Source organism: Tabrizicola sp. BL-A-41-H6, assembly GCF_050632395.1.
Classification (GTDB): domain Bacteria; phylum Pseudomonadota; class Alphaproteobacteria; order Rhodobacterales; family Rhodobacteraceae; genus JAUYQR01.
The window spans coordinates 1,567,748-1,590,428 of sequence record NZ_CP192600.1 but is presented as its reverse complement, the minus strand read 5'-3'; the positions used below and the strand labels follow the sequence as shown (position 1 = coordinate 1,590,428).

Genomic DNA, 22,681 nt, shown 5'->3' with positions numbered 1-22,681 from the left:
GCTCAATTCCTTTGGAAAAATGCGGCAAGGCTGTCGCGCAGCGCGGCAACCCACATGGATGGCGACCCGCCGCCGCGCTGGATGCGGATCTTGACCGGCTGTCCCAAACGGTCGGCACTCAGCGGTGTTTCGGGTTCAAGAAACACCGTCTGGCCGTCACCCACCGACATGCCGGTTGCGGGGCGGCCAAGGTCGGCAGTCGCGGTGCTGCGGCTGCCGTCCGGGAAGGCAAGTTCGATCTGATCCGCGCCGGCCAGATCAAAGGCCATGTCGGACGGGATGGTGGCCGCAACCAGATAGCGGTCGCCCGCTGACGACAGTTGCAGCACCGGTTCGCCGATCAGGACCGTCGACCCTTCGCGCAACCCCTTGGACGTCACCGTGCAGTCGCACGGCATCAGCAGGCTTTGCACGTCGCCCGAAGCCGACTGGATCGCCAGCGCCACCTCGCCCTCGGCGGCCTGCAGGTCCAGAAACACGATCTGTCCGGTGGCGGTGGCGCGCATCACCTCGCCGGTCGACACGACCGCGCCGGGGGTTGGCACCACGCTGACGTAAAGCTTCTGGTAGACCAGCGTCCACGCAATCGCGACCAGCAGGATGGACAAGAGCCCGATCGCCGCCCCGCCGATCATCCGCCGGAACGTGACGCGCGGTCGCGGCGCCGCTGCCGAGGGGCGCTTTGGTGCGGCGGTGCCGGCCACGCCGATGGTCTGGCCAAGGCCGACCAGATCGCCGGCGATGAAGGCATTCAGGATATGGCGCAGCTGCGGCAGGTGCGGCCCGGTCGGCCTGGTAAAAATCAGCTCCACCTCGCCCGAACTGCTGGCCGAAGGCCGCAACGTGGCATCCACATCGAGCGCCACGGAAAACCCGTCGAACTGGAACACCAGCCGCACCAGCCGCGTCGCGTTCAGCATCGCGGGATCCACCAGCCCCAGCACATAGGCCGCCACAAGCGAGATGCCCCTGCCCCGGAAATGCCGCCCGTCAATGACGGCTGTGAACGGCATGTCGACGACAGGGTGGTCGTTTCCGGCGGTCAGCGCGACGGGGGGCCGGCTGGGGTTGGTGACGAGGGCAGTGTCCATGTTTGGGTGCCTTTCCAGCAGCAGGTCAGACCAGACCCGAGATCAGCAACACCCCAAGGGTGAGCCAACCAAGGGTAAGCAGGTGAACGTATGAGGAGACGAAATCGCCGATCCGCGCGGCGGCGGGTCGTGCCGTGGCGGCCGAAGTCTGCCGGGTCCAGCGTTGCCGATCGAGGCGGAACATGACGAAGCTTTTGACCGCCGCGCCCATGATCTGACCAAAGTACAGCAGGAACGGATAGCTGATCGGAAACCCTCCGCCGCGAAACAGCGACAGGGCCACGCAGAACACATAGCGCGTCAGCATCACCCACGCGATGTAGGCGGGCAGGATCGACGGCGTCACCAGAACCGTGGCCAGAAGCACGCTCAGCGGCCCGGCAAGCGTGGTGAACACCGACACCCGCTGATCCATGATCGACCACCAGGTGAAATAGCCGATCCGCGAGGCGGGCAAGGCCAGGGCCCGGCCGTTTGTCCGCATCATGTTGCCGAACCAGCGCACCATCAGCGTGACCGCCGAGGCAAAGAACCCCGGGAGCGGCTGGCGCTCCATCGAGACGGACTGGACGTCGGGCAGATACAGCATCCGGTAGCCGTTCTTCAGCAGCCAGAACCAGGTCGACTTGTCATCGCCGGTCAGGAACTCCACCCGTCCAAGCCGCCAATGATCAAGGTAATCGGCCTGCACCTGACGGATGAAGCCGGGGTCGGTCGCAAGATCGGCGCGAAACACCGAAAGCCGCCCGGTCAGGGTCAGCACCCGCCCGCCAAGCGCCATCGACGACATCATCATCTGGCGCTGGGTGAAGCGCAGCGCGAACCAGTCGCTGAACAGCGGCGTATCTGTGATCTCGGCGACCTCGTCGGTGGTCACGGCACCAACATCGGGGTCGCACAGGAAGGGGGCCGACCGCGCCACGATATCGCGGGGCGCGCAGCTGTCGCCGTCGACAAAGATCACGACGTCGCGCCACGACGGGGCCTGTCGACTGATGATGCGCAGCGCCTTTGCCAGCGCATCGCGCTTGCCGGTTCCCGGCACCTGATCGACGATCAGGCGCACTCCCGACATATCCCTGCGCATGGTAGCAAAGACCGACCGGATCAGCCGCACATCGGCACCATCGACGACCGAGGCGACCACCGTTGCGCCGCCCTTTGATGCTGCGGCGGCGGTAAAGGCCGACTGGTAGACCCGCGTCGTCACGTCGGGGTCGATCTTGTAGCTGGTCACCAGAAAATAGGCGTGCGCCGCCGCCTTGCGCCCTGCATAGGCCGCAGTCGCACGGCGCCGCAGCCGCGGATAGCGAACTGCCTGATACCAGGCGGCCCGTCCGAAATTGACCGCAGCCCAGGCGTAGCGCCACAGGCCGATCACCCCCAGCGCAAGGATCGCGCCCTGCGCATCGTCATGCAGGGTCACGACGTTCAGGCTGCCGATCAGCACCCCCAACGTCGCCAGATATAGGATATGACCCAGCATCTTCGCCTACCAGCAAATGCCCTGATAGGTGCCGGACGAGACCAGCCCCGGCTGCACCCGCGTCAGATCGACCACCGGCTGGTCATGCAGCACGTCGCGCAACGGCCCCAACGCCTCGGCGTAACTGTTGCCGACGACGATTGTATCGGCCACCTCGATCAGCGCGTCGATCGACGGCACCATGCGGTCGCGCAGATCCGGCACCGCATCGTTGCCGCGACCGACACCCTCGGGGTCGTTGGCGTGACCGGTTGCTACGTTCGGGTCATAGACCTGCACGTCATGCCCGCCCGCGATCAGGCGCGAGGCAAGCTCGGCCAAGGGGCTTTCGCGAAGGTCGTCGGTGCCCGGCTTGAAGCTGATCCCGACCAGCCCGACGACATGCCTGCCAGTGCCGCCTTGTGGGCCGGTGTCGGCGACCATGCGTGCGGCCCGGTCGATCTGCGCGTCATTGGCCTTTAAGACCGCGCCCAGAAGCGGCGCCTCGACGTCACGCGACCGCGCCAGTTGTTGCAGCGCGCGCACGTCTTTGGGCAGGCACGATCCGCCAAAGGCAAACCCCGGCCGCATGAAATTGGGCGACATCGCCACCTTGTCATCCGAACACAGCAGCCGCATCACCAACTGCCCGTCCAACCCGCAGGCCTTGGCGATGTTGCCGATCTCGTTGGCAAAGGTCACCTTGACCGCGCGCCATGTGTTCGAGGTGTATTTCACCATCTCGGCGGTGCGCAGGTCGACCTCGTGAACCGCGCAAGGCACATCCTTGTTCAGCGCATTCAACAGCGCAAAGGTCGGCGCATCCAGCGCGCCAAAGACCACCAGACCGGGATTGTCGTAATCCTCGATCGCGGTGCTTTCGCGCAGGAATTCAGGGTAATAGCCCACCCCGAAATCGACCCCCGCCTTCAGACCCGACGCTTCTTCCAGCGCGGGGATGCAGGTGCCTTCCATCGTTCCGGGCACGATGGTCGACCGGATGATGACCGAGTGATAGCTGCCCTTGCGGGAAATCGCGCGGCCGATGATGCCGCAAACCTGCCGCACATGATCCAGCCCGACCGAACCGTCGGGATTGCTGGGCGTTCCGACGCAGACAAGGCTCGCCTCGGTCTTTGCCACCGCATCCTCGGCATCCAGCGTCGCGACCAAAAGCCCGTCCGCCACCGCCCGCTCGATCAGCGCCGGCAGGCCGTTTTCCACGATCGGCGCGCGCCCTTCGTTGATCGTCCTGACGCGCGCGGCCTCGATATCCACCGCAACGACACGGTGCCCGTCACGCGCAAGGCAGGCTGCCGAAACGACGCCGACGTAACCGATGCCAAAGACTGAAATGCTCGTCATGCCAAACTGCTCCATTCTGTTCCATTTCGGACGCCCCTGAAAACGGGACCCGACATTTGCGGATGGCCTTTCGGCGACCCGTTCGAAAAACGTCACACTCGTTGTCAAAAACCCAATGCAGGCCGCGGCATCGGCCGCAGCGCGCCATTGCAAAGATCGCCGGGTCGGCTTTTGCCATCCGTACGATGCGCCAGGCGGTCCATATGCCCGGACCAGTGTCGGGCATTGCAAGTCAAACCATTGGAACAAAGCCCATTTTTCGCATTTGGCGCGAACCGACGGCTTATCCGATCAGTACCGGCAAAAGGTTTCGGCTGAATCTCGCCAATTCGCTTTCTCCAAGCCTTCATTGAAAACGGCGAGGGCAGGGAATTGCACTCAGGGCGCTTCCATCCGCAGGAAAGGACGCCTCGCGTATTTGTTGTGTAAATGCTCACCCGGTCACCTTTTTTTCCGTAGATTAACGGAAGATTAACAGCTCGCTTGCCGTTCACAGGGCGCTCAACCGGTCGTGAGAGCTATTGTTCCCGGATATCCGGAAAGAAACTCGCACCCCGAACCACAGCTGCGCCGCGCCGCGGAGTGCCCGCAAACGCCGGCTTTCTTCGCCCCCAGCACAGGAAAAGATTCCGTTCGTGGAATTTTCGTTCTATCATGGCGACCACACCTTGCCTCTGGACCGCCATGCCAACCGACCATCCCGCCGCCCAAACCGCCGAGCCGACCACCGTGGATGCCTTCCGCGAGCGCCTGATCGCGGTGACCGGGGGGCTGCCAAAGCGGCTGCGGCAATGCGCCGATTATGTCGCGCAAAACCTTGACCGGATCGCGGTCTCGACCGTCGCCGACATCGCGGCGGGGGCCGATGTGCCGCCGTCGGCGGTGATCAGGTTCTGCCAGCTCCTTGGCTTCACAGGCTATTCCGACATGCAGCGGCTGTTCCGCGATGCCTATTCCCCGGCATGGCCCAACTATGCGACGCGGCTGGAAAACCTGAAGTCCGGCCCCAGCGGCGGCCCTAGGGCCCTCGTCGCTGAGTTTATCGAGGCAAGCCGCATGTCCTTGGAAAAGCTGGCGCAATCCCTGGATGATGTCGCGCTGGATCAAGCTGTTGCAACCCTTGCAAGCGCCGGCACAATCCATGTCGCCGGGTTTCGCCGCGCCTATCCGGTGGCGTCCTACCTGGCCTATGTGCTTGCCAAGATGGAGGTGCCGGCCGTACTGCATCACGGGGCGGGGCATCTGGACCAGCGGTTTGCGCTGCGGCCCGGCGACGCGATGCTTGCCATAAGCTTTGCGCCCTATTCCGATGAAACGCTCGCCTTGGCCGAGGCAGCGCGGGCCGGTGGTCTGGCGGTTGTCGGGCTGACCGATACCGCCGCAAGCCCGCTCTCGCGCAGCGCCAGCACCCTGCTGACCGTGACCGAGGTGGATTTCGGGGCGTTCCGGTCCCTGTCTGCGACTATCGCCTTGGCAATATCCCTTGCGGTGGCTGTCGGAACGGCACGGCGCTGAAGAACACTCTTTCCTGATCGGCAAATTTGGAATATTTGTTCCATCAGGATCGACACCCCGAGTCGCGGCTTACAGCAGGACAGCAGATGAAAAGCATTGATGTGGTCACCATCGGCCGATCCTCGGTCGATCTTTACGGCGCGCAGGTCGGCGGCCGGCTTGAAGACATGGGGTCGTTCCAGAAATACATCGGCGGCAGCCCGACCAACATGGCCGCCGGAACCGCCCGCCTCGGCATGCGCTCCGCCCTCATCACCCGCGTTGGCGATGAACACATGGGCCGCTTCATCCGCGAGGAACTGGTGCGCGAAGGCGTCGACGTGCGCGGCGTCAAGACCGACCCCGAGCGTCTGACTGCCCTTGTCCTCCTCGGCATCCGCGATGAAAAGCAGTTCCCGCTGATCTTCTACCGGGAAAACTGCGCCGACATGGCGCTCTGCGAAGATGACATCGACGAAGCCCTGATCGCCGATGCCCGCGCGGTCGTGGCCACCGGCACGCATCTGTCGAACCCACGCACCGAGGCTGCGGTGATGAAGGCGCTGACCCTTGCCCGCAAGCACGGCGCACGCACTGCGCTTGATATCGACTACCGCCCGAACCTCTGGGGTCTGGCGGGGCATGGCGCGGGCGAAAGCCGCTTCATCGAAAGCGCCGCCGTCACCGCGAAACTGCAAGCGACCCTCCACCTCTTCGATCTTATCGTCGGCACCGAGGAAGAGTTTCACATTGCCGGCGGCACCACCGACACGATCGCCGCCCTTCGCGCCGTGCGGTCCGTGTCGAATGCCACCCTCGTCTGCAAGCGCGGCCCGATGGGGGCCGTCGCCTTCACTGGCGCGGTGCCCGACAGCCTTGATGACGGCCAGTCCGGCCCCGGTTTCCCGATCGAGGTGTTCAACGTCCTTGGCGCGGGCGACGGCTTCATGTCCGGCCTGTTGCGCGGCTGGATGGATGACGAACCTTGGCCGACCGCCCTCAAATATGCCAACGCCTGCGGTGCCTTCGCGGTCTCGCGCCACGGCTGCACCCCCGCCTACCCCTCGTGGGAGGAGTTGCAGTTCTTCCTCAAGCGCGGCGTCACCACCCCCGCGCTCCGCCACGACCAACCCCTCGAACAGATTCACTGGTCCACCAACCGCCGTAAGGACTGGACGGAAGTCCGCGCCTTCGCCTTCGACCACCGCAGCCAGCTCGAGGAAATTCCCGGCGCGACACCGGAAAAGATCGCCCACTTCAAGGAGTTGTGCCTTGATGCGACCGAGGTCGTCGCCGCAGGCCAGCCCGGCTACGGCATCCTCTGCGACAACCGCCTCGGCAAAACCGCCCTCCACCGCGCCGCCGGTCAAGGCCTCTGGATCGGCCGCCCCGTGGAATGGCCCGGCTCCCGCCCCCTCACCCTCGAACCCGAGCTTGGCCCCGATTTCGGCGGCCTCTCGGAATGGCCCTTGGAACACGTCGTCAAGGTCCTCTGCTTCTGCCACCCCGACGACCAGCCCGAGATGCAGGCCGCACAAGAGGCGACGATCACCCGCCTGTTCCACGCCTGCCGCCGCAACCGTCTGGAAATGCTCTTGGAGGTCATTCCCTCCAAGGTCGCACCCGTCACGGACGACACGACCGCCCGCCTCATCACCCGCTTTTACGACATCGGCATCTACCCCGACTGGTGGAAGCTTGAACCGATGCAGACCGCCGCAGCGTGGGATGCCACCTGCGCCGCGATCAACGCCCGCGATCCGCACGTCCAAGGCATCGTCGTCCTCGGCCTCGGCCAGTCGGAGGCCGAGCTGGCCTCCGCTTTCCGCCTTGCCGCCGCCCAGCCGCTCGTGAAAGGCTTCGCCGTGGGCCGCACGATCCACGCCGACACCGGGCGCGACTGGATGGCCGGAAAGATCGACGACGCCACCGCCGTAGCCACGATGGCCGCCAACTTCCGCCGCCTCTGTGGCATCTGGGACGACGCCCGCCGCAGCGCAGGAGACCGCACATGACCACGATCCGCCTCACCGCCGCGCAAGCCATGGTCCGCTGGCTTTCCGTGCAGATGACGCCAGAGGGCGACCGTTTCATCGAAGGCGTCTGGGCGATCTTCGGTCACGGCAACGTCGCCGGTCTGGGCGAGGCGCTGCACGCCCACCGCGACGTCATCCCCACCTGGCGCGGCCAGAACGAACAGACGATGGCCCATGCCGCCATCGCCTATGCCAAGGCGAACCACCGCCGCCGCGCGATGGCCGTCACCTCCTCCATCGGCCCCGGCGCGACCAACATGGTCACCGCCGCCGCCCTCGCCCACGTCAACCGCCTGCCCGTCCTGCTGATCCCCGGCGACGTCTTCGCCAGCCGCGCGCCCGATCCGGTGCTGCAACAGATCGAGGATTTCGACGACGCGACCGTTTCCGCCAACGACTGCTTCCGCCCCGTGGTCCGCTACTTCGACCGCATCAGCCGCCCCGAACACATCCTGACCGCCCTCCCCCGCGCGCTTCGCGTGATGACCGACCCCGCCAACTGCGGCCCGGTCTGCCTCGCCTTCTGCCAGGACACCCAAGCCGAAGCCTACGACTACCCGGTCGAATTCTTCGAACCCCGCGTCTGGCACATCCGCCGCCCCGAGCCCGACCAGCGGGAACTGGAGGCTGCCGTCGCCGCCATCCGCGCCGCCAAAAACCCACTGATCGTCGCAGGCGGCGGCGTGCTTTATTCGGGCGCGGAACAGACCCTGCTGACCTTCGCCAAAACCCACAACATCCCCCTCGTCGAAACCCAGGCCGGCAAGGGCGCGGTCGATTGGGAGGAATCCCTCCACTTCGGCTCCCCCGGCGTGACCGGCACCGGTTGCGGCAACGATCTCGCCGCGAAAGCCGACCTTGTGATCGGCGTCGGCACCCGGTTTCAGGATTTCACCACTGGCTCCTGGACCGTATTCTCCAACCCCAACCGCAAGCTTCTGTCGATCAACATCCACGGCTTCGACGCCCATAAGCGCGCCGCACAACCGCTTGTTTCCGATGCGAAAGTGGCCCTCGAAAAGATCAGCGCCGCCTTGGGCAAACATCGCTTCCAAGACCCCGACTTTGCTGCCCGCACCAAATGGTTCGCCACCACCGACACCCTCTTCGCCGCGCCCAAAACCAACGAACTTCCCACCGACGCGCAAGTCATCGGTGCGGTCGACCGCAACGCCGGCAAGCAATCCCTCATCATGTGCGCGGCAGGTACCATGCCCGGCGCGCTCCATGTCCTGTGGCGCGCGGCCCAGGGCGGCTACCACATGGAATACGGGTTTTCCTGCATGGGCTATGAACTCGCGGGCGCGATGGGCATCAAGATGGCCCTCCCCGACCGCGACGTGATCTGCATGATCGGCGACGGCAGCTACATGATGGCCAACTCCGAACTGGCAACGGCGGTGATGATGGGCATCCCCTTCACCGTCGTCCTGACCGACAACCGGGGCTACGGCTGCATCAACCGCCTGCAACAGGCCACCGGCGGCGCGCCCTTCAACAACCTTCTGCGCGACAGCTACCACGTGAACGAGGCAAACCTCGATTTCGTCGCCCATGCGCGAGCCATGGGGGCAAACGCCGTCAAGGTTGCCACCATCGCGGAACTGGAAGCCGAGATGCAAAAGGCCAAGACCGCCACCATCCCCACCGTCATCGTGATCGACACCGATCCGATGCCCGGCACCGGCGCTGGCGGCACGTGGTGGGACGTGGCCGTTCCAGAAGTCTCCGACCGCACGGAAGTGACCGAGGCGCGCAAGGCATATGAAGCGGGCACCAAGGCCCAGTGGCTTCTCAACTGAGGACAAGACATGAGCGTCAAGATCGGGATCTCTCCCATTTCGTGGCAGAACGACGACCTGCCGGACCTGACCGCCGCCTACACGATGGAGCAGGCACTCCGCGAGGCGCGCGAGATCGGCTATACCGGCGTCGAACGCGGTCGCCGGATGCCATCCGACACCGAAGGCTTGCGGACCTACCTCACCGCAAACGGCCTCTCGCTCTGCGGCGGCTGGTGCTCTGGCAACCTCCTCGTGAATGACGTGAAAACCGAGATCGAGGCCGTCCGCCAACAGGTCGAACAGTTTGTCGCCCTCGGCGCGCCCTGCATCGTCTATGCCGAATGTTCCAACACCGTGCAGGGCAACATCGCAGTGCCGGTGAACAACCGCCCGAAGTTTTCCGCATCCGACGTAAAGGCTTACGGCGCAAAGCTCAGCGAACTGGCAAAGTGGATGGCGGATCAGGGCATGCCCCTCGCCTACCATCACCACATGGGCTCCTTCATCGAATCCGAAGACGACGTGAACGCGCTGATGGAAGGCTCCACCCCTGACGTGAAGCTTCTCTTCGACACCGGCCACCTTCTGTTCGGCGGGGCCGACGTCATGCGTGTGCTGAACACTTGGGCTGACCGCGTCCACCACGTCCACTTCAAGGACATCCGACCCGATGTCGTGAAGGACGTGCGCGCCAACAACCGCAGCTTCCTTGACGCGGTCATTGCAGGTGCCTTCACAGTTCCCGGCGACGGCTGCATCGACTTTCAGGCCGTCACCGACAAGCTGAAAGAAATGGATTACAATGGCTGGATCGTGGTCGAAGCCGAGCAAGACCCCGCCAAGGCACCGCCCTACGACTATTCCAAACTGGGCTTCGACCATATCTTGCAGGTCTGCAAATCCGCGGGCCTTGAAATCGACCACTCCCGCCCAACTGCCTGAAGGAAACCCGATGGCCGACCTCCTCCGCAAACCCACCGGCACGCGTGGCAAGGTGCATGACATCACGCCCGAAAGCGCAGGCTGGGGATATGTCGGCTTCACGCTCTACCGGCTTGAACCGGGCGACGTGGCCAAGGGCGCGACGGGCGACCGCGAGGTGATCCTTGTCCTCGTCGAGGGCAAGGCCACCGTTCAGGCCGCCGGGCAGAACTGGGGCGAGATGGGCGACCGGATGGACGTCTTTGAAAAGACCCCGCCGCATTGCCTTTATGTGCCGAACGGACAGGACTGGCACGCAGTCGCGACCACGCCCTGCACCCTCGCCATCTGCAGCGCGCCCGGCAAGGGGAACCACCCGGCCCAGCGGCTTGGCCCTGATGGGATCACCCTCACTCCGCGCGGCAAGGATACCAACACCCGCTACGTCAACAACATCGCGATGGAGATGCGCGACGTGGCCGACAGCCTCTTGGTAACCGAGGTCTACACCCCCGCGGGACACTGGTCGTCCTACCCGTCACATCGGCATGACGAAGACGATTTCCCGAACATGACCTATCTGGAAGAGACCTATTACATGCGGCTGAAACCCGGTCAGGGCTTTGGCATCCAGCGGGTTTATACCGAGGACGGCTCACTAGATGAAACGATGACGGTGAAAAACCACGACGTCACGCTGGTCCCCAAAGGGCACCATCCCTGCGGCGCGCCGTACGGTTACGAGATGTATTATCTGAACGTGATGGCCGGCCCCTTGCGGAGATGGCGGTTCAAGAACGACCCCGACCACGACTGGATCGCCAAGCGCGACGCCTGAAACGGTTGACATTTGGTTAAAGTCGCAACCAAGCCCTTGAAAACATTGAGCCCGAAAAATGTCCCACCGTGGGACACGGGGTCAGGCCCGCTTCTGCGGCACCCGGTTCTCCAGCCACCGAAAGATCAGCACGATGACCCCTGCCAAGGCCATATAGACCGCCGCCAGCAGTAAAAGCGGCTCATAAGTGATCAGCAATTCCCGCCGCACCTGGCTCGCGACCTCGTAAATCTCCACCACCGTGATCGTCGCCACCAAAGGCGTCGCCTTCATCTGCAGCACCGTCTCGCCCCCCAGGGTCGGCAGCACCCGCTGCACCGCCTGCGGCAACCAGATCCGGCGGAACAAGGTGAAACGCGGCACCCCCATCGCTCGCGCCGCCTCCAACTGCCCCGGCGGCACCGATTTGAACGCCCCGCGCATCACCTCGCCCTCATAGCCGGCATAGGACAGGCTCAGCGCCAACAGCGCATAGGGCCAGGCCTGCCGCAGAATCGGCCAAAGGTCGGAATTGCGGATCCACGGGTATTGCGGAAACAGCGTGCCCAGCCCGTAATACAAGAGCCATATCTGCAACAGAAGCGGCGTGCCGCGCACCACGGTACAGAACGCGCGCGCCGGTGCGGCAAGCCACCACGGCCCCGCCGCCTGCGCCAAACCAAGCGGGATCGCCAGCGTCATCCCGATCGCCACCGAAAGCACCAGAAGCCAGATCGTGCGCCAGACGCCCGCCGCCATTTCGCCGGCGTACTGAGGAATCCAGTCCCAGCGCAGCGCCACCGCGCACCAGATCACCAGCCCCGCGCCGATTGCGGCCAGCACCAGACGATGCGGTTCCCAAAACCCGCGCATCACCGGCTCCGCCTTGGTTCGCCGCGCCGCGCCCAAGCCTCGATCCGGGCAAAGACCCAGGACGACACCAGTGTCAGCACCAGATAGATCGCCCCGGCGGCAAGGAAGAATGTGAAGAACGCCTTGGTCGACCCCGCAGCCTGCCGGGTTTCCTGCGTCAGTTCATTGAAACCCACGACAGCCAGCAGCGCGGTGTCCTTTGTCGCGATCAGCCACAGGTTCGCCAGACCCGGGATGGCAAAGCCCAACATCGCGGGCAGCGTGATCCGCCAGGCAAGCTTGACCGGCGGCATACCCATCGCGCGCGCCGCCTCGATCTGACCGGGTGGCACGGCAAGGATCGCACCGCGCAATACCTCGGTGGCATAGGCGCCCTGCACCACGCCAAGGACGGCGATCCCTGCCAGAACGCCAGAAATCTGGATACGCTCGCCCCCCATCGCCAGCACCACCTGATTCACCAGGTCGGTGACTGCGAAATAAAGGATCAGGATCAGGATCAGTTCCGGCACCGCCCGCACGATGGTGGTATAAAGTCCCAGAAGGTCACGGGTGATCTTGCCGCCATAAAGCTTGCCATAAGCGCCCGCCGTGCCGATCAGAAGACCAAGGCCAAACGCCCCGAACGCGATCTGAACGGAATTGGCCAACCCCCGCAAGAGGTTGGCCCCCCACCCCGGAGGCTCAAGCGCCAGAAGGTCAAAAGGACCCACCGCGACCTACCGCCAGACCGGAATGATTTTTTTCAAATTGTGCTTCCTCTTTGCACAAGTATCCCACGGGAGGTCTGGAGGGTGTGAAACCCTCCAGTCCGCCGCTGCAGGCTCAGTCGCCGTAGATCGACGAGGCGAAGTATTTTGCGGTGATCGTGTCGTAGGTGCCGTCGGCGCGGATCTTGTCGATGCCAGCGTTGAACTTGGCCTTCAACTCGTCTTCGCCCTTGCGCAGGCCGACGCCGACGCCAAGGCCCAGCACTTCCTTGTCATCGGCTACCGCGCCCTTCAAATCGCAGCAGGCAGCACCCGCCTCGGAGGCAAGAAAGGCGTCCAGCGCGATGCTGTCGGCCTGGATCGCGTCGATCCGCCCGGCGACGAGATCCTGGTTCGCCTCGTCCTGGGTCTGGTAGGTCTTCACCTCGGCGGCGGTGGCGGCGAAGTGCTTGTTCACATATGCCTCATGCACGGTCGAGACCTGCACGCCGATGATCTTGCCGGCCAGCCCTTCGGCGGTCGGCGCCATGTCGACGCCCTTCGTACCGACGATCACGGTCGGCGTGTTGTAGTATTTGTTCGAAAAGTCGATGGTCTGCATCCGCTCTTCGGTGATCGACATCGAGGCCATGATCGCGTCTATCTGCCCTGCGACCAACGACGGGATGATGCCGTCCCAGCCGACCGGAGTGATGACGCAGTTCAGTTCGGCAGCGGTGCAGACGGCACCGATGATCTCGACCTCCCAACCGACCCAGTTGCCCGATGCATCGGGGCTTGCGAAAGGCGGATAGGGTTCGGCGGCGATGCCGACCTTGACCTCTTGCGCGGCTACGGGGGCGGCCAACAGGGTCAGCGCGACGGCAAGGGATTTCATTCTCATTCTTGGTTTTCCTTCCAGTTATAGTGCGTTAGCTGACCGACTTGAGAAACTGTCTCAAGCGGTCTGATTTGGGCGCGCCGAACAGCGCCTCCGGTGGGCCCTGCTCTTCGATGACGCCATTGTGCAGGTAGATGACGTGGCTGGCGACCTCGCGGGCGAATTTCATTTCGTGCGTGACAAGGATCATGGTGCGGCCTTCGTCGGCCAGCGCGCGGATCACCTGCAACACCTCGCCCACCAGTTCGGGATCGAGCGCGGATGTGGGTTCGTCGAACAGCATCGCCTTCGGTTCCATGCAAAGCGCACGAGCGATGGCGGCACGTTGTTGCTGGCCGCCCGACAGGAAGGCCGGGTAGACCGCCTCCTTTTCCGCAAGGCCGACGCGGGCCAGCAGTTTGCGGGCGCGGGCGATGGCCTCGTCCTTGGGGCATTTCATCACGTGGACGGGGACTTCGATCAGATTTTCCAGCACCGTCTTGTGGGTCCAAAGGTTGAAGGACTGGAACACCATGCCAAGGCTCTGGCGGATACGCTCCAGCTGGCGGCGGTCGGCGGGGGTGCCGTCGGGGCGCATCTGGACCGGTTCGCCCGCAACGGTGATCTGGCCGCTGGTCGGCGTCTCAAGGAAATTGATGCACCGCAGCATGGTGCTTTTGCCCGAGCCCGAGCCGCCGATGATGGCGACCACATCGCCTTCATGGGCGGTCAGCGACACGCCTTTCAGCACCTTGTGTGTGCCGAAGGATTTATACAGGTCATCAACCCGGATCGCCTCCGGCGTTGAAATTGGCTTGGTCCCCATGCTTCCCCACAATGGTTGGGACCATCAAATCGTGCAAACCGTGCGCTGGCAAGCGTTACGTTACGAACAAGGCGGAACGCCGCATCGGACCGGCCCATCCCGGCTTGAAGGGCGGAGGCGGGTCGTCTAATCAGGGGCCTACCCTTGGGAACATTTCATGCGCATCCTGATCACCAACGACGATGGCATCAACGCCCCGGGGCTTGAGGTCCTGACCGAAATCGCAACGGCGATCGCCGGGCCGGGAGGCGAGGTGTGGACGGTGGCCCCTGCGTTCGAGCAGTCGGGGGTCGGGCATTGCATCAGCTACACCCACCCGATGCTGATCGCCAAGCTTGCGGAGCGGCGGTTTGCAACCGAGGGCAGCCCGGCCGACTGCGTGCTGGCCGCGATCTATGATGTGTTGCAGGGGGCCAGGCCCGATCTGGTGCTGTCAGGGGTGAACCGGGGCAACAACGCGGCCGAGAACGTGCTTTATTCCGGCACCATCGGCGGGGCGATGGAGGCGGCGTTGCAGGGCGTGCCGGCGATTGCCCTGTCGCAGTTTTTCGGGCCGGACAATGACAGCATTGTCGACCCTTTCGAAAGCGCTCGGCAGCATGGCACTGCCGTGGTGCGTGCACTTCTGGACCGGGGCATCTGGACGACCGACGATTACCGCATCTTCTACAACGTCAACTTTCCGCCCCGCACGGCGGCCGGTACGCTGGGGATGAAGGTGGCGCCGCAAGGTTTTCGCCGCGACACCGCCTTTGGGGTGGAACCGCACCATTCGCCATCCGGCAAAAAGTTTCTCTGGATCAAGGGCGCGCCGCAGCAGACGCCCACCCTGCCCGGCTCGGACGCGGCAGTAAACCTTGAGGGATATATCGCGATCACGCCGATGCGGGCCGACCTCACGGCGCATGACCTTCTGGACGATCTGGCGGGGCGTCTGGGATGAACCAGGGCGGGCCGGGGCAGGACGACGATCCGGCCGGCGACCCGGCCGAGCGCAAGATGCGGTTCCTGTTTGCCTTGCGCTCGCGTGGAGTGACAGACGCACGCGTGCTGACCGCGATGGAACGCGTCGACCGCGGCCTGTTCGTGAAGGGCCTGTTCGCCGCCCGCGCCTATGAGGACATGCCCCTGCCCATCGCCTGCGGCCAGACGATCAGCCAGCCGTCGGTGGTGGGGCTGATGACGCAGGCGCTGAACATCAGCGCGCGCGATACCGTGCTCGAGGTTGGCACCGGGTCGGGTTATCAGGCGGCGATCCTGTCGGAACTGGCGCGGCGGGTCTACACCGTCGACCGCTACCGGCGGCTGACGCAGGAGGCGGCGGAGCTTTTTCGCCAACTGAAGCTGAACAACATCACCACGATCACGGCGGACGGGTCATTCGGGCTGCCGGATCAGGCGCCGTTCGACCGCATACTTGTGACGGCGGCGGCGGAAGATCCGCCCGGCCCGCTACTGGCGCAGTTGAAGCTGGGTGGCATCATGGTGCTGCCGGTGGGTCAATCGGACGCGGTGCAAAGCCTGATCAAGGTCACCCGCACCGAACGCGGTTTCGACTATGAGGAACTTCGCCCGGTGCGCTTCGTGCCTCTGGTCGAAGGGCTCGGGTCAGAGTAGAGTATCGGGCAGAAAACCGGGTCAACCCGGGCATGTCAGGCGTGAGGCGGTTCATGATGCAGTTTTCGGGTTTCCCCATGCGGTCGCGGGCCGCACTGGTTCTGGGGGTCAGCCTTGCGGCGCTGACGGCCTGCGTTCCGGTCGACACGCTGGACTGGGATCTGCGCAACGGCGCGGGCAACACATCCGACGAGGCGCGTCAGGCGACGGCGGCGGCCCCGATGCCCGACGCGAACGGCATCCTGTCCTATCCCGGATACCAATTGGTCAAGGCGCGGCGCGGCGATACGGTCGCGGCGGTGGCCATGCGGCTTGGCGTCAATCCCGAACAACTGGCGCAGACCAACGCGCTGCGGCCGACCGATCCGTTGCGCGACGGTGAACTCCTGCTTTTGCCGCAGCGTGTGGCGGCTGCACCGCAACCGGCGATGATCGGCGGCACCGGCGCTGTGGACATCACCTCGATTGCGACAACGGCGCTGGACCAGGTCGGCCCTTCGGCGACGGCACCGGCTGCCGCGCCTGCGGGTGCCGAACCGCTGCGCCACCGCGTTGCGCGCGGCGAGACGGCCTTCACCATCGCACGCACCTATAACGTGTCGGCCAAGGCGCTGGCCGACTGGAACGGGCTTGGCAGCGACCTTGCAGTGCGCGAGGGCCAGACGCTGATCATTCCGGTCGTCACCGGCCCCGCCCCGGTGTTGGAGCCGGTCCCGACCCCACCGGGACAGGGATCGCCTACCCCGACACCGCCATCAGCCGCCAAACCGCTGCCGGACGAAAAGACCGAAGTGGCGGCGGCACCGGCCAAGGCCACGCCTCCTTCGCCCGACCTTGGTGCCCAGCGCAGCGATGCGTCGGCGCTGGCAATGCCGGCCGCCGGCAAGATCATCCGCGGCTACGACAAGAAGAAAAACCAGGGCATCGACATCGCCGCGGCCCCCGGCTCGCCGGTCAAGGCCGCCGCAGACGGCACCGTGGCGGCCATCACCAAGGACACCAATCAGGTGCCGATCGTGGTGATCCGCCATGCCGACAACCTGCTCACGGTTTACGCCGGGGTCGATGCGCTGAAGGTGAAGAAAGGCGACAAAGTCAAACGCGGGCAATCGATCGCGGTGATCCGTCCGGGCGACCCGGCCTTCCTGCACTTCGAGGTAAGGAAGGGCGTCGACAGCCTTGATCCGATGACGTTCCTGCAGTGACGCAGGGTCAGCCGTCGATGCGGCTGACCAGAACCTTGTCGATCCGGCGACCATCAAGGTCGATCACTTCAAACCGGTAGCCACCGGCTTCGGTCAGGTCGCCCAGTTCGGGCATCCGGCCAAGTTGATGCAGCACGATGCCTGCGACGGTATCGTAATCGCCCGCCAGATCGCGCGACAGGCCAAGCCGGTCGCAAAACTCGTCGGCAGGCATCCAGCCGGCGACCAGAAGGCTGCGGTCGGCGCGTTCCACGATGGCCGGTTCGCCCGCTTCGGACGACGCCTCGGCACCGGTGATCGCATCAAGGATGTCACCCGAGGTTATGATGCCTTCGAAGTGGCCGTATTCGTCGTAGACCAGCGCGATGTGGTGTTCGGTGGCCTGCACGATTTCCAGCACATCCAGCGCATCGGCGCGGTCGCTGACCACCGGCACCTCGCGCATCAGGGATTTCAGGTCCAGCGTCTCGCGGCGCGAGACGACCTGAAACGCGTCTGCCAGAAGCACGATGCCCACCACGTCACCAGCGGCATCGGTGACGGGCATCCGGGGCCGGGCAATGCGGCGGATCGCGGCCACGGCTTCGGCACCTGTCGCCTCAAGCGGCAGCATGTCGACCTCGTGCCGGGGTGTCATCAGGGCGCGGGCGGTGCGGTCGCCAAGGCGCATCACGCCGGCCATCATCTCGCGCTCTTCCTCTTCCAGCACGCCGCCTTCGGCTGCTTCGGTCAGCAGGACGTGGACCTCTTCTTCGGTGACCTTCGATGACCCGGCCCCACGGGCGCCAATAAGCCAGAGAATCGCTTTGCCGGACCGGTCAAGGAACCAGACAACTGGGGCGGAGACGATGGAAAGCACGGTCATCGCCGGGGCAACGCGGATCGCCACCGCCTCGGGGTTGCGCAGCGCAAGTTGTTTGGGGACCAGTTCGCCGACGATAAGCGAGACATAGGTGATGGCCAGCACCACGCCCCCGACGCCAAGCGTGGCGGCCCATTCGGCATCCATCCCGCGCGCGATAAGCCAGGTTTGCAGGCGCAGGCCAAGTGTGGCACCCGACAGCGCGCCGGACAGAACGCCCACCATCGTGATGCCGATCTGCACGGTGGACAGGAACCGACCGGGATGTTCGGCAAGGCGCAGCGCCATTGCGGCGCCCCGGCTACGCTCTTCCAACGGCTTCAAGCGGCCGGGGCGGGCCGAGACGATCGCAAGTTCTGACATGGCAAGAACGCCATTCAGCACGATCAACGCGAGGAGCAGCAAAATTTCCGAAACCATGCAAAAGCCCTAGACCATCGACTGTCCGGTTGCAAACCCTGCGCCAAAACTGCCCGGTTCGCAGGGCAACGCGGCATCAGCGCGAATGTTCCCGCTCAGTCCAGGCGGACGCCTTCGCGCGCTGCAAGATCGCAGAAGTACTGCCACGCCACCCGCCCAGAACGAGAGCCGCGCGTCGCCTGCCATTCGATCGCCTCGGCCCGCAGGCGGTCGGGCTGGACGCTGACGCCATGAGCCGCGCAATAACCGTCGATCATCGCAAGGTATTCGTCCTGCGTGCAGGGATGGAAGCCCAGCCAAAGGCCGAAACGGTCTGACAGCGAGACCTTCTCCTCCACCGCCTCTCCGGGGGTGATGGCGGTGGACCGCTCGTTTTCGATCATCTCGCGGGGCATCAGGTGGCGACGGTTCGAGGTGGCGTAAAAGAGCACGTTCTCGGGCCGGCCTTCGATGCCGCCGTCAAGCACCGCCTTCAGCGATTTGTAGTGCTGGTCGTCATGGCTGAACGAAAGGTCATCGCAGAACAGGATGAAGCGGTACGGCGCGGCGCGCAAGTGCGCCAGCAGGCGCTGCACCGAAGGCAGGTCTTCGCGGCTAAGCTCGACGATCTTCAGTGGCAGGCCTTCCGCGCGAATTTGTGCGTGCACAGCCTTGACAAGGCTTGATTTTCCCATGCCGCGCGCTCCCCAGAGAAGCGCGTTGTTGGCTGGCAGGCCGCGGGCGAAGTGGCGGGTGTTCTCCAGCAGCGTATCGCGCGAACGGTTGACGCCGACCAGAAGGCCGATATCCACCCGCGCGACCTTTGCCACCGGTTCCAGCCGGTCTGGCGCGGTGTGCCAGGCGTAGGCGTCGGCGCCGAAATCAGGCGCAGGCATCGGCGCGGGGGCCAGACGCTCCAGCGCCGCAGCGATCCGGTCCAGCGCGTCGGTCATGCCTTGTCGGTGCCTGCCGGAGTTTCGTCGTCATCCTCGATATCGACCCACAGGCCTTCGGCCCGCAGTTCAGCCTCGCGCCGCTTTTCGATCCGGCGGATCAGGAAGATCGACACCTCATACAGCGGATATACCGCGGCGAAGAGGATCAGTTGGCTCATGATATCGGGCGGCGTTACCAGTGCGGCGACGAACAGGATGATGACGATGGCATAGCGCCGCATCTTCGCCAGACCAACCGAGGTGGCAAGCCCCGCCTTGCCCATCAGGGTCAGAAGGACGGGCAGCTGGAAGCAAAGACCGAAAGCCATGATCAGCTTAAGGCTGATGTCCAGCGTTTCGTTGACCTTGCCCTGAAAGACGATGTCGATGCCCTCGGACGGCGCCGGGGCGGTCAGCGCATCGCCCGGAACCGCACCGAAACCCGGCAAAAGCGCGGTCAGCACCGAGGCGCTGTCGGCATAGCCAAGGAAGAACTGCATCGCCATCGGCGTCACGACGAAATGCGCAAAGCCTGCGCCGACGATGAACAGAACCGGCGAGGCGATCAGGAACGGCAGGAACGCCTGCTTCTCGCTGCGATAAAGGCCCGGCGCCACGAACCGCCACAGCTGGTAGGCGATGACCGGAAAGCTGACCATCAGCCCGCCCACCATCGCGATGTGCATCAAGGTAAAGAAGTATTCCTGCGGCGCGGTGTACTGCATCACCGGGTTCGGGTTGCCAAGGGCGCGCATCGCTTTTTCGATCGGCCGCAGCATGAAATCAAGGATCGGGTCGGCCACGATGAAGCACAGCACCATCCCGACAAGGAACGCGCAGACCGACCAGATCAGTCGGTTGCGCAGCTCGGCCAGGTGTTCCACCAAGGGGGCAGAGCTGTCTTCGATGGTGTCGTTCGTGCTCATGTCGCTTCCCCTGCGGGCTTGTCGGCCTTCTTGCGAACCCGACCGGGCTTCTTCGGCGCGGCAGCGACCTCGGCCACCACAGGCTCGGCTACGCCGGCCTCAACCGCCCGCAACTTCGCCGCCGCCTCTGCCACCACGGCCTTGCGGGCCGCCTGCTTGCGGGCAAGCTCGGCGGTAGCCGGACCCATCGTCGGGGTTGTTTCCACCTTCGGCGCTACCGCTTCGGCTACCGGAGCAGACGCTGCGGCTGCTGCCGGAGCTGCAGCTGCCGCCGCCGCCGGCGGTGTCGTCGGCTTCGGCTTCAGCGGATCCCACTTCTCGAACCGGTCGGCGGCGGATTTCACCGCGTCAAGGCCAGCACCGGCCGGGTTGGTCAGCGTCTTCAACCCGTCGGTTGCTTCCTTGACACCCGATTCCTTGGCCGCCTGTTCCATCGCACGGCTGAACTCGCGCCCCATCGTGCGAAGCTTGGCCGTTATTCGGCCCAGTTCGCGGAACATGCCGGGAAGGTCTTTGGGGCCGATCACGATCAACGCGACGACCCCGACCAGCAACATCTCGGACCAACTGAAGTCCATCTTCCTACTCCCGCAGGATCAGACCGATCAGGCCTTGTCCTTCTCGGGGCTGACGTCCTTGGCGGTCTCGGAGGCGGCTTTCTCGATCTCTTCGTTGCCCTCTTTGATGCCCTTCTTGAAGGCAGTGATGCCTTTGCCGACTTCGCCCATCATTCCGGCGATCTTGCCGCGGCCGAACAGCACGAGAAGGACGATGGCGATCAGCAAAAGCTGCATAGGTCCGGGAGCATGCATGTGTCTTCTCCTGTAATGGCCCGCAACTGGCGGGACTCCATCCTGATTTAGCCTCTCAATATGTCCGATGGGCACCTGTGTCCAAGACCCAAGCGACTTGCGCGCGGCAGTCTACTGACAGTATTTTGTCAGTAAGCCGGGGTAATCCTGCCCCGAACGTCAGGACAGTGGATGAAACGCGACGCCCGCCTTTACGACATCGTACAGATTCTGCGCGACGGGCGCCTGCATACGGCGGGCGAGCTTGCCGCCGCACTTGGGGTTTCGACCCGCACGATCTGGCGCGACATGACGATGATGTCGGCAACCGGCCTGCCGGTCGAGGGCGAGCGGGGGCTTGGCTACATCCTGCGCTCGCCCCTGATGCTGCCGCCGACGATGCTGACACCGGACGAACTTGAGGCACTGGTCGAAGGTTTGCGGCATGTGGGCATCGGCGCGAACCCACGGGCGCGGGCGGCGCGGAGCCTGCTCGTCAAGATCGCAACCCTGCTGCCGCAGGCCGGGATCGACACCGAAAAGGACGGCTAGACGCCGAACACGAAGCAGCGGTCGCGGCGGATCATCAACCACAGGTGCGTGCCGGGTTTTGGCAGGAACACGCCGGGCACAGATGCGGTCAGCTTGGCTCCTTCGTAGTCCATCGCGAAATCGACCAGACTCTCGCGGCCAAGATACCGGCTGCGCAGCACCGTGCCGCGCGCGGGCGTGCCCTCCAGCGGCGTCGGGTTCGGGCCGCGCCCGCCCCGGTCAAAGTCGATCGACAGATGCTGCGGGCGGATCACGATTTCCACCTCGGCCCCGTCGGCATGGCCAGGGGTCAGGAACGCGCCGAACGGAGTATCGGTCAGCGCCCCGCGAGAAACACCGCGGATCACGTTGATATCGCTGAAGAAGGCCGCCGCTGCCCGGTCAACCGGCGCGTTGTAGACGTTGTAGGGCGCGCCGTGCTGCACGATGCGACCCGCGCGCATCAGGGCAATTTCATCCGCCATCCGCATCGCCTCGTCTGGCTCATGCGTCACCAGAAGAACCCCGGTGCCTTCCTCTTTCAGAAGGTCAAGCGTGGTGTCGCGGATGCCGTCGCGCAGGCGGTTGTCGAGGCCGGAAAACGGTTCATCCATCAGCATCACGCGCGGGCGCGGGGCAAGGGCGCGCGCCAGCGCCACGCGCTGCTGTTCACCGCCCGACAATTGGTGTGGGTGCTTCTGGCCAAAACCGGTCAGGCTGACCCGCTCCAGCAACTCTCCCACCCGGGCCGCCTTTGCAGCCTTGTCGATGCGCAGGCCGAAGCCGACGTTCTCGGCCACTGTCAGATGCGGGAACAGTGCGAAATCCTGAAACATCAGGCCGACCGACCGCGCCTCGGGTGGCAGGTGCAGACCGGGGGCTGCGACGGTGCGGCCTTCGATCGCCACTTCGCCGGCATCGGCGTGTTCCACGCCGGCGATCATCCGCAGCGTGGTGGATTTGCCGCATCCCGAGGGACCAAGCAGGCACGTCACCTGCCCCGCCGCCACCTCCAGCGACACCGAGTCAACGACCTTCTGCCCACCAAACACCCGCGTCAGGCCGGAGACCTTCAGCCGCGCCGGCTGCGGGGTTCCGGGCTGCGCGAGAGGATCGGCGATGGGGGTAAGGGCGGGGCGGGTCATATTCCCTAGCTATTCAATCGGAAATCCGT

The 22,681-nt window shown here is 64.7% G+C and carries 22 protein-coding genes; 9 read left to right on the top strand and 13 right to left on the bottom strand.

Features of this window, described 5'->3' with window-relative positions; all coding sequences use genetic code 11:
* Positions 1–2 precede the first annotated feature (2 nt).
* From ACROUL_RS07960 to ACROUL_RS07950, 3 genes are read right to left on the bottom strand one after another with little or no spacing between them, the layout of a single operon-like run.
* Entirely contained in the window at positions 3–1,091 is a 1,089-nt protein-coding gene (locus ACROUL_RS07960; protein WP_431298978.1) for a hypothetical protein, read from the bottom strand.
* Between the two features lie 25 nt (positions 1,092–1,116).
* Positions 1,117–2,577 carry a glycosyltransferase gene (locus ACROUL_RS07955; protein ID WP_431298977.1) on the bottom strand — a complete coding sequence of 487 codons (1,461 nt, stop codon included), beginning with the start codon at positions 2,575–2,577 and terminating at the stop codon, positions 1,117–1,119.
* A gap of 6 nt (positions 2,578–2,583) precedes the next feature.
* Complete coding sequence (locus ACROUL_RS07950; RefSeq protein WP_431298976.1) at positions 2,584–3,921, bottom strand: nucleotide sugar dehydrogenase; 1,338 nt, start codon at positions 3,919–3,921, stop codon at positions 2,584–2,586.
* Between the two features lie 654 nt (positions 3,922–4,575).
* On the opposite strand from ACROUL_RS07950, the gene ACROUL_RS07945 reads away from it, so the two are divergent.
* The 5 genes from ACROUL_RS07945 to iolB all read left to right on the top strand — a co-directional run bounded on the left by ACROUL_RS07945 (position 4,576) and on the right by iolB (position 10,994).
* Positions 4,576–5,436 carry a MurR/RpiR family transcriptional regulator gene (locus ACROUL_RS07945; RefSeq protein ID WP_431298975.1) on the top strand — a complete coding sequence of 287 codons (861 nt, stop codon included), beginning with the start codon at positions 4,576–4,578 and terminating at the stop codon, positions 5,434–5,436.
* A gap of 86 nt (positions 5,437–5,522) precedes the next feature.
* Complete coding sequence (locus tag ACROUL_RS07940) at positions 5,523–7,430, top strand: bifunctional 5-dehydro-2-deoxygluconokinase/5-dehydro-2-deoxyphosphogluconate aldolase (protein WP_431298974.1); 1,908 nt, start codon at positions 5,523–5,525, stop codon at positions 7,428–7,430.
* The gene (iolD, locus tag ACROUL_RS07935) at positions 7,427–9,253 is read left to right on the top strand and encodes a 3D-(3,5/4)-trihydroxycyclohexane-1,2-dione acylhydrolase (decyclizing) (RefSeq protein ID WP_431298973.1); all 1,827 of its coding nucleotides are present in this window, start codon (positions 7,427–7,429) and stop codon (positions 9,251–9,253) included. Before ACROUL_RS07940 ends, iolD begins: the two co-directional genes overlap by 4 nt.
* Before the next feature lie 9 nt (positions 9,254–9,262).
* The gene (iolE, locus tag ACROUL_RS07930; RefSeq protein ID WP_431298972.1) at positions 9,263–10,177 is read left to right on the top strand and encodes a myo-inosose-2 dehydratase; all 915 of its coding nucleotides are present in this window, start codon (positions 9,263–9,265) and stop codon (positions 10,175–10,177) included.
* A gap of 10 nt (positions 10,178–10,187) precedes the next feature.
* The gene (iolB, locus tag ACROUL_RS07925) at positions 10,188–10,994 is read left to right on the top strand and encodes a 5-deoxy-glucuronate isomerase (protein WP_431298971.1); all 807 of its coding nucleotides are present in this window, start codon (positions 10,188–10,190) and stop codon (positions 10,992–10,994) included.
* Between the two features lie 81 nt (positions 10,995–11,075).
* On the opposite strand, the gene ACROUL_RS07920 is transcribed toward iolB, so the two are convergent.
* The 4 genes from ACROUL_RS07920 to ACROUL_RS07905 all read right to left on the bottom strand — a co-directional run bounded on the left by ACROUL_RS07920 (position 11,076) and on the right by ACROUL_RS07905 (position 14,241).
* Positions 11,076–11,846 carry an ABC transporter permease gene (locus ACROUL_RS07920; RefSeq protein WP_431298970.1) on the bottom strand — a complete coding sequence of 257 codons (771 nt, stop codon included), beginning with the start codon at positions 11,844–11,846 and terminating at the stop codon, positions 11,076–11,078.
* Positions 11,846–12,559: an ABC transporter permease gene (locus tag ACROUL_RS07915; RefSeq protein WP_431298969.1), complete on the bottom strand. Its 714-nt coding sequence runs from the start codon at positions 12,557–12,559 to the stop codon at positions 11,846–11,848. Before ACROUL_RS07915 ends, ACROUL_RS07920 begins: the two co-directional genes overlap by 1 nt.
* Positions 12,560–12,671: 112 nt before the next feature.
* The gene (locus ACROUL_RS07910) at positions 12,672–13,439 is read right to left on the bottom strand and encodes a transporter substrate-binding domain-containing protein (RefSeq protein ID WP_431298968.1); all 768 of its coding nucleotides are present in this window, start codon (positions 13,437–13,439) and stop codon (positions 12,672–12,674) included.
* Positions 13,440–13,467: 28 nt separating this feature from the next.
* A complete protein-coding gene (locus tag ACROUL_RS07905; RefSeq protein WP_431298967.1) occupies positions 13,468–14,241 on the bottom strand; it encodes an ABC transporter ATP-binding protein in 774 nt (257 codons plus the stop codon).
* Between the two features lie 157 nt (positions 14,242–14,398).
* Here ACROUL_RS07905 and surE point away from each other — a divergent pair, with 157 nt between their 5' ends.
* The 3 genes from surE to ACROUL_RS07890 are packed head-to-tail and all read left to right on the top strand — an operon-like array spanning position 14,399 to position 17,063.
* The gene (surE, locus tag ACROUL_RS07900; protein WP_431298966.1) at positions 14,399–15,184 is read left to right on the top strand and encodes a 5'/3'-nucleotidase SurE; all 786 of its coding nucleotides are present in this window, start codon (positions 14,399–14,401) and stop codon (positions 15,182–15,184) included.
* On the top strand, positions 15,181–15,858 hold the full coding sequence (locus ACROUL_RS07895) for a protein-L-isoaspartate(D-aspartate) O-methyltransferase (RefSeq protein WP_431298965.1): 678 nt from the start codon (positions 15,181–15,183) through the stop codon (positions 15,856–15,858). The genes surE and ACROUL_RS07895 overlap by 4 nt, the downstream gene beginning before the upstream one ends.
* 53 nt (positions 15,859–15,911) lie before the next feature.
* Positions 15,912–17,063 carry a peptidoglycan DD-metalloendopeptidase family protein gene (locus tag ACROUL_RS07890; RefSeq protein WP_431298964.1) on the top strand — a complete coding sequence of 384 codons (1,152 nt, stop codon included), beginning with the start codon at positions 15,912–15,914 and terminating at the stop codon, positions 17,061–17,063.
* Between the two features lie 7 nt (positions 17,064–17,070).
* On the opposite strand, the gene ACROUL_RS07885 is transcribed toward ACROUL_RS07890, so the two are convergent.
* The 5 genes from ACROUL_RS07885 to ACROUL_RS07865 all read right to left on the bottom strand — a co-directional run bounded on the left by ACROUL_RS07885 (position 17,071) and on the right by ACROUL_RS07865 (position 20,997).
* On the bottom strand, positions 17,071–18,345 hold the full coding sequence (locus tag ACROUL_RS07885; protein WP_431298963.1) for a hemolysin family protein: 1,275 nt from the start codon (positions 18,343–18,345) through the stop codon (positions 17,071–17,073).
* 95 nt (positions 18,346–18,440) lie between these two features.
* Positions 18,441–19,277 carry an ATP-binding protein gene (locus ACROUL_RS07880; protein WP_431298962.1) on the bottom strand — a complete coding sequence of 279 codons (837 nt, stop codon included), beginning with the start codon at positions 19,275–19,277 and terminating at the stop codon, positions 18,441–18,443.
* Entirely contained in the window at positions 19,274–20,185 is a 912-nt protein-coding gene (gene tatC, locus ACROUL_RS07875) for a twin-arginine translocase subunit TatC (RefSeq protein WP_431298961.1), read from the bottom strand. Before tatC ends, ACROUL_RS07880 begins: the two co-directional genes overlap by 4 nt.
* Positions 20,182–20,763 carry a Sec-independent protein translocase protein TatB gene (tatB, locus tag ACROUL_RS07870; protein WP_431298960.1) on the bottom strand — a complete coding sequence of 194 codons (582 nt, stop codon included), beginning with the start codon at positions 20,761–20,763 and terminating at the stop codon, positions 20,182–20,184. Before tatB ends, tatC begins: the two co-directional genes overlap by 4 nt.
* 27 nt (positions 20,764–20,790) lie before the next feature.
* The gene (locus ACROUL_RS07865; RefSeq protein WP_431298959.1) at positions 20,791–20,997 is read right to left on the bottom strand and encodes a twin-arginine translocase TatA/TatE family subunit; all 207 of its coding nucleotides are present in this window, start codon (positions 20,995–20,997) and stop codon (positions 20,791–20,793) included.
* A 171-nt stretch (positions 20,998–21,168) separates the two neighbouring features.
* On the opposite strand from ACROUL_RS07865, the gene ACROUL_RS07860 reads away from it, so the two are divergent.
* Positions 21,169–21,528, top strand: a complete 360-nt coding sequence (locus ACROUL_RS07860; protein WP_431298958.1) for a helix-turn-helix transcriptional regulator — start codon at positions 21,169–21,171, stop codon at positions 21,526–21,528.
* Here the strand turns inward: ACROUL_RS07860 and ACROUL_RS07855 are convergent.
* The gene (locus ACROUL_RS07855) at positions 21,525–22,652 is read right to left on the bottom strand and encodes an ABC transporter ATP-binding protein (RefSeq protein WP_431298957.1); all 1,128 of its coding nucleotides are present in this window, start codon (positions 22,650–22,652) and stop codon (positions 21,525–21,527) included. The two genes, ACROUL_RS07860 and ACROUL_RS07855, sit on opposite strands and share 4 nt — an antisense overlap.
* Positions 22,653–22,681: the final 29 nt, after the last annotated feature.

Excerpts from the sequence above, each read along its gene's own strand:
- iolE (WP_431298972.1), top strand. The coding sequence starts at position 9,263 with ATGAGCGTCAAGATCGGGATCTCTCCCATTTCGTGGCAGAACGACGAC.
- ACROUL_RS07860 (WP_431298958.1), top strand. The coding sequence starts at position 21,169 with ATGAAACGCGACGCCCGCCTTTACGACATCGTACAGATTCTGCGCGAC.
- ACROUL_RS07960 (WP_431298978.1), bottom strand. The coding sequence starts at position 1,091 with ATGGACACTGCCCTCGTCACCAACCCCAGCCGGCCCCCCGTCGCGCTG.
- ACROUL_RS07855 (WP_431298957.1), bottom strand. The coding sequence starts at position 22,652 with ATGACCCGCCCCGCCCTTACCCCCATCGCCGATCCTCTCGCGCAGCCC.
- ACROUL_RS07865 (WP_431298959.1), bottom strand. The coding sequence starts at position 20,997 with ATGCATGCTCCCGGACCTATGCAGCTTTTGCTGATCGCCATCGTCCTT.
- ACROUL_RS07920 (WP_431298970.1), bottom strand. The coding sequence starts at position 11,846 with ATGCGCGGGTTTTGGGAACCGCATCGTCTGGTGCTGGCCGCAATCGGC.
- ACROUL_RS07910 (WP_431298968.1), bottom strand. The coding sequence starts at position 13,439 with ATGAGAATGAAATCCCTTGCCGTCGCGCTGACCCTGTTGGCCGCCCCC.
- tatB (WP_431298960.1), bottom strand. The coding sequence starts at position 20,763 with ATGGACTTCAGTTGGTCCGAGATGTTGCTGGTCGGGGTCGTCGCGTTG.
- ACROUL_RS07895 (WP_431298965.1), top strand. The coding sequence starts at position 15,181 with ATGAACCAGGGCGGGCCGGGGCAGGACGACGATCCGGCCGGCGACCCG.
- iolB (WP_431298971.1), top strand. The coding sequence starts at position 10,188 with ATGGCCGACCTCCTCCGCAAACCCACCGGCACGCGTGGCAAGGTGCAT.
- surE (WP_431298966.1), top strand. The coding sequence starts at position 14,399 with ATGCGCATCCTGATCACCAACGACGATGGCATCAACGCCCCGGGGCTT.
- ACROUL_RS07880 (WP_431298962.1), bottom strand. The coding sequence starts at position 19,277 with ATGACCGACGCGCTGGACCGGATCGCTGCGGCGCTGGAGCGTCTGGCC.
- tatC (WP_431298961.1), bottom strand. The coding sequence starts at position 20,185 with ATGAGCACGAACGACACCATCGAAGACAGCTCTGCCCCCTTGGTGGAA.
- ACROUL_RS07955 (WP_431298977.1), bottom strand. The coding sequence starts at position 2,577 with ATGCTGGGTCATATCCTATATCTGGCGACGTTGGGGGTGCTGATCGGC.
- ACROUL_RS07950 (WP_431298976.1), bottom strand. The coding sequence starts at position 3,921 with ATGACGAGCATTTCAGTCTTTGGCATCGGTTACGTCGGCGTCGTTTCG.
- ACROUL_RS07885 (WP_431298963.1), bottom strand. The coding sequence starts at position 18,345 with ATGGTTTCGGAAATTTTGCTGCTCCTCGCGTTGATCGTGCTGAATGGC.
- ACROUL_RS07890 (WP_431298964.1), top strand. The coding sequence starts at position 15,912 with ATGATGCAGTTTTCGGGTTTCCCCATGCGGTCGCGGGCCGCACTGGTT.
- ACROUL_RS07945 (WP_431298975.1), top strand. The coding sequence starts at position 4,576 with ATGGCGACCACACCTTGCCTCTGGACCGCCATGCCAACCGACCATCCC.
- ACROUL_RS07905 (WP_431298967.1), bottom strand. The coding sequence starts at position 14,241 with ATGGGGACCAAGCCAATTTCAACGCCGGAGGCGATCCGGGTTGATGAC.
- iolD (WP_431298973.1), top strand. The coding sequence starts at position 7,427 with ATGACCACGATCCGCCTCACCGCCGCGCAAGCCATGGTCCGCTGGCTT.
- ACROUL_RS07940 (WP_431298974.1), top strand. The coding sequence starts at position 5,523 with ATGAAAAGCATTGATGTGGTCACCATCGGCCGATCCTCGGTCGATCTT.